Genomic DNA, 7,250 nt, shown 5'->3' with positions numbered 1-7,250 from the left:
CTTGCGGCTTGCGGACCGGGTCTTTCCTGGTGGCGGCGGTCGCGGGGCGACGGCGCGGTTTGCGCGGCGGACTCATCGGCATGAGTCTAGCGCCGCGCGATGTCACGGTTAAGCGTCAGATCTCATCTTCATCGACTTCTTGATCGCCCACCTCCGGATCGGCGTCGTGCTCGGGCTTGTAGTGGCCCGGTTCCCGCATGTCGCTATCAGGACGTTCCTTGCCGGGTTCGGCGATGGGTGGCTGGGGGTTCATGGGGTTGTTGGGCATGGGGATTTCCTCGGGTGGGGAAGTCCATACCATCCCGGAGGCGGCGTGAAGTGGTTGGAAGTCATTCGTGATGCTGCGGTAAGGCAGGCGCTTCCCACACGCTTGAAGGAGGCGCCAACCGTGCCAAATGCCGGGGCGGCATAGCGGGCGCTCCCGGCAAGCAGAAGATAGGCGGAAGACAATACGACCACGCGTGCCAATTCCGCGGCCGCCTCCGGGACCCCTGGGGTGTCGTCGTGAATGGCGTCCCGGGTGGCGGCCATGGCGGTTACCGCCGCCGGCACAAAGGCGGCGAGCGTTGCCACCGTGACGACCCCCACCGGTGTAGCGAGTTTGCGCAGGCCCGCAGGTACATCCAGGACGGCGCCTAGCGCCGCCCATCCAGCCTGCCGGGCAAGGCGGCCTGTGTGGGCTGCGCGTCCATCGCGAAGTTGCCCGACGACGGAAACCAGATCTTCACGCATCAATATCCCGCGCTGGCGTTCGCGCTCCCCGGGAAGGGAAAGCCGCTCCATCGCATGGCCCGTCGTCATGGTGGCAAGCATGCCGCCCACAACTTCAATGCCGTTGTCGACATCGGCCACGAGTTTCGGCCTGCCGGCCAGCACCAGGGACACATGGGCAAGTGCGCGCACGATGTTGCGGAACGTCAACGGAAGCGTCGTGGCGGCGAGATACGGCGCCAGCGGTACGGCCGAAGCCAGCTCTGCCGGTGTGTATGTCATGCCTTCGAACATGTGCCGGAACACTTCATCGAGCACGACGATCGCCGAGCCGAGGCTGGCGCCGTACAGGGCGGCCGCTGCGGAGGTATCGCCCGTGAACTGGGCAAATCCCTCGAAGCCCCAGAGGTTAAGCGCCAGCGTCACCAGGCCTGAGGGAAAACCGTCGCGTAGCGCATAGCGTGCGACGTTGGTCCAGGCATCGCGACCCACGGCGCGATCGAGGAGGATCTCCAGCTCGTCGGCGGATACCCCTGCCATGGCTAGCTCGCCGGCAATGCGTTGGGCCATGTCAGGGTTGTCCAGCACCGCCGACACCGCCTTCCGGAGCGAGCTGGGTACATTGCTGACGTCGACCATCGCCTCTACCGGGACGGCGATGTGGTCATTACTCTGGATGCAGAAGGTTTCGCCGACCTGCTCAGGCAAGGGGCGAATGTTTTGCAGGACACAGCAGCTGTGGGGAGCAACGGAAGAGGGCATGCGGGAGTCGTAGGCTTGGCTAAGGAAGTCCGACCCTACGCACGCATCCAAACCGCCGCGACCAGGAATCGCCCGGCCGAGGCAGCAAACCTGTCGGAAAAATCCTAGGAAGCGAGCGCGGCCAGTCCACTGCGCGCCACGTCGTGCACCGTGGCCTGGGTAGCGAGTTGGGCGAGGAAATCATCCACATCGTCGGCATGGCCGCTGAATTCGGCCACGCAGTGGTCGCCACCGCTGGTAAGCACGCGCGCGTGGCTGTTGGCCCAGGCAAGCCCCGAGGCTGCGAAGCGCACGACCACCAGCTCGCGCTCCACGTGCTCGCGGGTGGTGAGCTCCTCGATGGTGATCACGTCCACCAGCTTGCGTGATTGCTTGACGATCTGTTCCACCACGGCGTCGTCGCCATACACCACCAGTGAAAGCCGCGAAGCTTCCTCATCGCCGGTGGCCGCCACGGTGAGCGATTCGATGTTGTAGCCGCGCGCTGCGAAGAGGCCCGCCACGCGCGCCAGTGCGCCGGCTTCGTTCTGCAGCAGGATCGAGATCAGATGCCTCATGCTCAGAACATCCCCGTGGGGCTGGTATCCGCCGGCGACGGTACGACCGGCGCCGCACTACGATTGGCGATGAAGTCGCCAGTGACCATCTCGGCATAGCAGGCGCCGGGGCCGACCATGGGGTAAACGCCGGCATCGGGGTCAATCATGACTTCAAGGAAGGCCGGGCCTTCGAAAGCAAGGAATTGGGCGATGGTGGATTCGATGGCCGCCGGATCGTCCAGGCGCCGTGCCCAGCCGAAGCCATCGGCCTCGGCGGCCTTGACGAAATCCTTCTTGTGCAAGCTTTTGTCGGAAGCTGAGAACCTTCCCTTGAAGAAGAGTTTCTGCCACTGCCGAACCATGCCGTCACCGACGTTGTTCAGCACCACGACCTTTACCGGCAGGTTGTAGGTGGTGACGGTTTCCAGTTCCCCCAGGTTCATGCGGATCGAAGCGTCGCCGTCGACGTCGATCACCACCAGGTCCGGCCGCGCGAACTGCGCGCCGATGGCGGCGGGCAAGCCGAAGCCCATCGTTCCCATGGATCCGGAAGTGAGCCAGCGGCGGGGTTCGCGGAAATCGAAGTACTGCGCCGACCACATCTGGTGCTGACCCACGCCGGTACTGATGATGGCGTGTCCTTTGGTGATGCGGTTGATCGCTTCGATCACCGCGTAGGGCTGGATCAGCGGGCTTTGCCGGTCGTAGTTGAGTCGGTGGCGGGACTTCAGCTGCGCGATGTGTTCATGCCAGGCGGAATAATCGGCCTGGAATCCATGGGCAATGCCCCACGCACGCAGGTGCTCAAGCGATTTGCGCAATGTGCCGGCATGGAACCAATCGGCCCGCATGACCTTGCCGATTTCCGCGGGGTCAATGTCGATCTGTGCGATGGTCCGCGCCCTCGGTGCGAACTTGCCAGGCACACCCACCACGCGATCGTCGAAACGGGCGCCGAGCGCAAAGATGAAATCGCAGTCGTCCACCGCATAGTTGGCATAGGCCGTGCCGTGCATGCCCAGCATGTGCAGGGCGAGCGGATCGGTGGTGTCGTAGCCGCCGATGCCCATCAGCGTGGTGGTCACGGGAAGGCCGAAGCTGTGCGCGAAATCGCGCAACGCATCGCGGGCCCCGTCGGCGACAATGCCGCCGCCGGCGTAGATCAGCGGCCGGCTCGATGCCTTGAGCGCGGCGAAGAATTCCGCGCAGCGCGCGTCGCTGAGCGGTGCCTTCTCGATGGCGCGCAGGCGCGCGCGATAACCGGGCACCGGCAGCTGCCCTTCACCCTGGAAGGTAACGAGGGTGTTTTGCACGTCCTTGGGAATATCCACCACCACCGGGCCAGGACGTCCGCTGCGGGCGAGGTAGAACGCCGTGCGCAAGGTGGCTTCGAGGGCGTTGGCATCGGTCACCAGGAACACGTGCTTGGCGCAGGCACCCATGATGGTGCTGATCGGCGCCTCCTGGAAGGCATCGGTGCCGATGGCCGCGGTGGGCACCTGGCCGCTGATCACCACCAGCGGGATGGAATCGGCGGTGCAGTCGCGCACTGGGGTAACGGCGTTGGTGGCTCCGGGGCCCGACGTGACCAGGGCCGCACCCACCTTTCCCGAGGCGCGTGCATAACCTGCGGCCATGAAGCACGCGCCCTGTTCATTGGCAGGGACGATGAGCGGCAGCGGCTCGCTGCCGTCCGCCCGGAGGTTTTCAAGGTTGTGACGGAAGATCGCGTCGTACACCGGCAGGATGGCGCCACCGGAATAACCAAACAGTACATCCAGGCCTTCGTCGGCCAGTACCTGCACCACGACGTCGGCACCGGTCAGCGCCTGCCCTGCGCGGGGATGGGTCTTGATGGGGCTAATGTCGCCGGGGGTGTCCAGTTGCGCGTTCACATGAGTCCTTTGGGGAAAGCTTTCGTCAAGGAGATCGGAGTGCTTCCTGGCGAACGCCGTACGCGCCGGCATGCATGCACGCCGGCGCGGGTGCGTCATGGTGTTGCCGCGGGTGCCGCCGGGGTCGGGTCTTTCGAACCCTGCAACCACGGCATGCGGGCACGGAGCGCCGCGCCGACCTTCTCGATCGGATGGTCAAGGTCGGCTTGCTTGAATTTCTTGTAGTTGGGAAGGCCGGCCTGGTATTCGGCGGTCCATTCCCTGGCGAAGGTGCCATCCTGGATTTCCTTCAATACTTCCTTCATGCGCTCCTTGGTGCTGGCGTCGATCACCCGCGGGCCGCGCGTATAGTCGCCGTACTGGGCGGTCTCGGAGACGAATTCCAGCATCCGCTTGATGCCGCCTTCGTAGAACAGGTCGACGATCAGCTTCAGCTCGTGCATCACCTCGTAGTAGGCGATTTCCGGGCGGTAGCCGGCTTCGGTGAGGGTTTCGAAGCCCTTGATCACCAGCTCCGTGGCGCCGCCACAAAGCACGGCCTGTTCGCCGAAGAGGTCGGTCTCGGTTTCTTCCTTGAAGTCGGTCTCGATCAGCATGGCGCGTGCGCCGCCGATACCCGCGGCATACGACTGGGCCTTCTCCGCTGCCTTGCCGGTGGCATCCTGGTGCACGGCGAAGAGGCACGGCACGCCGCGGCCGATCTCATACTCACGGCGCACCAGCGCGCCCGGGCCCTTGGGCGCCACCAGCACCACGTCGATATCCTCGCGCGGCTTGATCTGGCCGAAATGGATGTTGAAGCCGTGGGCGAACAGCAAGGCCGCGCCCGGCTTGATGTTGGGCTCGATGGCGTGGCGGTAGAGGTCCGGCTGCACCATGTCCGGCGTGAGCACGGCCACGAGGTCGGCGCCGCGCACCGCTTCACCGGGCTCGGCCACGGCGAAGCCGTCGACGTAGGCGCGGTTCCACGAAGGGCCGCCGGGGCGCAGGCCCACCACGACGTCGAGGCCGGAGTCCTTGAGGTTCAGCGCGTGCGCGCGGCCCTGGCTTCCGTAACCGAGCACGGCAATGCGCGCGCGGGCGAGAGGGGCGGTAGTGGCTTGCGTATCGGTCATTACATTCTCCGGAAGATGCATCTTGGGGCGGCTTAGGGTGCCGTGAGTCTTCAATTGCCGATCAAGGCCTGGGTAAGACGTTCTTCGTCGCGAACGGGGCGACTGGCAGGCACCGGCGCTTCGGTGTCCTCGAAGGCGGTGGTCACCGCGCCCTCGGCGGCCGAGCCGACGAGCCTTGCGAACTTTGCCAACGCGCCGCGGGTGACCTTCGGTGCCGGCGGACGCCAACTGCCGCGGCGCGCGGCGAGGTCTGCGTCGGTGCGAAGTTCACGGGTACCTAAGTCGATGAAGATCGCATCGCCCTCGCGCAGCAGTGCGATGGGTCCCCCACGGGCAGCCTCCGGGGCGATGTGGCCCACCATGAAGCCGTGCGTCGCGCCGCTGAAGCGGCCATCGGTGATCAGCGCCACGTCGTTGCCGAGGCCGCGGCCCACCAGCGCCGCGGTAACAGCCAGCATCTCGCGCATGCCGGGACCGCCGGCGGGGCCTTCGTTACGGATCACCATCACGTCGCCGGCACGGATCCTGCCCGCCTGCACGGCGGCGAACGCCTGTTCCTCGCTTTCGAACACGCGGGCGGGGCCCGCATGGCTGGTACGACCGTGGCCGGCGAGTTTGAGGATGCAGCCTTCAGGCGAGAGGTTGCCGTAGAGGATGCTGTAGCCGCCCCGCGGCTTGATCGGGTTGGCGACCGTGCGCACCACGTCCTGGCCGGCGGTGGCCGCGGGCGCTGCGTCGAGGTCGGCGAACAGGGTGTGGCCGGTGACGGTGGGGGTGTCTTTCAGCATGCCGGCCTTGCGCAGTTCCTGCGCCACGATGGCGGTGCCGCCGGCGGCGGTGAGTTCCACCGCGCTGTACTTGCCGCCGGGTTTCAAATCGGCGATCACCGGCGTGTGCACCGAGGCGGGTTCGAAGTCCTCGATGGATAGCGCCACGCGCGCTTCGTGGGCGATGGCCAGCAGGTGCAGCACCGCATTGGTGGAACCAGCGGTGGCGGCTACCATGCGTGCGGCATTGTCGAAGGCGGCGCGGGTGAGGATATCGCGCGGCTTGCGGCCGGCGATCAGGTTTTCCATGGCAAGTTCGCCGCAGCGGCGCGCCGCATCACGCTTGGCAGGATCCGTGGCGGCGATGTCGTTCAGGCCCACGGGAGTGAGGCCCAGCGTGGTCAGCACCATGGCCATGGTGTTGGCGGTGAACTGGCCGCCGCAGGCGCCAGCACCAGGGCAGGCGTGGCGCTCGACGTCGGCAAGCTCGGCATCGTCGATCTTGCCCGCACCATGCGCACCGACGGCTTCGAACACCTCCTGCACGGTGATGGACTTGCCGTTGTGGGTGCCGTGGTCGATGCTGCCGCCGTAGAGCGCCACGCCGGGAATATCCAGCCGTGCCAGCGCCATCGCCGCGGCGGGAATGGTCTTGTCGCAACCGCACAGCACCACCATCGCATCCAGGCAGTGGCCGTCCACCGCCAGTTCGATCGAGTCGGTGATCAGCTCACGGCTCACCAGCGATGCGCGCATCCCCGTGGTGCCCATCGCGATGCCGTCGGTGACCGCGATGGTGTTGAACTCCACCGGGGTGCCGCCGGCTGCACGCACGCCCTCGGCGGCGGCCTCGGCAAGATCGCGCAGGTTGAGGTTGCAGGGGGAGACGTTGGACCAGCTGTGCACGATGGCTACCATCGGACGGGCGATGGCCTCGTCGTCCAGGCCGGTGGCTCGCAGCATGGCGCGTGCCGGTGCGCGGTCCGGCCCGGTCTTGATGGCGTCGCTGCGCAGCGCGATGGGGATCTTCTTCGTATTCATGCAGCCTCCGCTTTCGCGTTGCAGGCATCGAGCACGGCGCCCAGCACGTCTTGCGTGCTGGCCGTGCCGCCGACGTCGCGGGTGAGGTTGCCGTGCTCAAGCACGGCGTCGACGGCGGCTTCCACGAGCGCCGCCTCGGTGGGCAGGTTCAGCGAATGGCGCAGCAGCATCGCCGTGGACAGGATGGTGCCCAGCGGATTGGCCAGGCCCTTGCCGGCTATATCCGGTGCCGAGCCGTGGATCGGCTCGTACAGGCCGCAGGGTTTCTCTCCCAGCGATGCGGAGGGCAACAGCCCGAGGGAACCGGCAAGCACGGCGCCTTCGTCGGTGAGGATGTCGCCGAACATGTTCTCGGTGACGATCACGTCGAACGACGCAGGACGCTGCAGCAGATGCATCGCACACGCATCGACGAGTAGA

General features: G+C 66.2%; 7 protein-coding genes. All 7 read right to left on the bottom strand.

Annotated features, from left to right (window positions below):
• Positions 1 to 115: 115 nt before the first annotated feature.
• On the bottom strand, positions 116 to 268 hold the full coding sequence (locus VK519_RS04010) for a hypothetical protein (protein WP_324347849.1): 153 nt from the start codon (positions 266 to 268) through the stop codon (positions 116 to 118).
• Positions 250 to 1,419, bottom strand: a complete 1,170-nt coding sequence (locus VK519_RS04005) for a hypothetical protein (protein ID WP_324347848.1) — start codon at positions 1,417 to 1,419, stop codon at positions 250 to 252. Before VK519_RS04005 ends, VK519_RS04010 begins: the two co-directional genes overlap by 19 nt.
• 158 nt (positions 1,420 to 1,577) lie before the next feature.
• On the bottom strand, positions 1,578 to 2,030 hold the full coding sequence (gene ilvN, locus VK519_RS04000; RefSeq protein WP_324347847.1) for an acetolactate synthase small subunit: 453 nt from the start codon (positions 2,028 to 2,030) through the stop codon (positions 1,578 to 1,580).
• A 2-nt stretch (positions 2,031 to 2,032) separates the two neighbouring features.
• Positions 2,033 to 3,907, bottom strand: coding sequence for a biosynthetic-type acetolactate synthase large subunit (ilvB, locus tag VK519_RS03995; protein ID WP_324347846.1), 1,875 nt, complete (start codon positions 3,905 to 3,907; stop codon positions 2,033 to 2,035).
• 95 nt (positions 3,908 to 4,002) lie between these two features.
• On the bottom strand, positions 4,003 to 5,022 hold the full coding sequence (ilvC, locus tag VK519_RS03990) for a ketol-acid reductoisomerase (protein WP_324347845.1): 1,020 nt from the start codon (positions 5,020 to 5,022) through the stop codon (positions 4,003 to 4,005).
• A 50-nt stretch (positions 5,023 to 5,072) separates the two neighbouring features.
• Positions 5,073 to 6,803, bottom strand: coding sequence for a dihydroxy-acid dehydratase (gene ilvD / locus VK519_RS03985; protein ID WP_324347850.1), 1,731 nt, complete (start codon positions 6,801 to 6,803; stop codon positions 5,073 to 5,075).
• A 23-nt stretch (positions 6,804 to 6,826) separates the two neighbouring features.
• Positions 6,827 to 7,250, bottom strand: a 424-nt coding sequence (locus VK519_RS03980) for an isocitrate/isopropylmalate family dehydrogenase (RefSeq protein ID WP_324347844.1), incomplete at its 5' end; no start/stop codon positions are given.

Source organism: Pinirhizobacter sp., assembly GCF_035317885.1.
Classification (GTDB): Bacteria; Pseudomonadota; Gammaproteobacteria; order Xanthomonadales; family Rhodanobacteraceae; genus Pinirhizobacter.
This window is presented reverse-complemented; position numbering and strand designations above follow the sequence as displayed.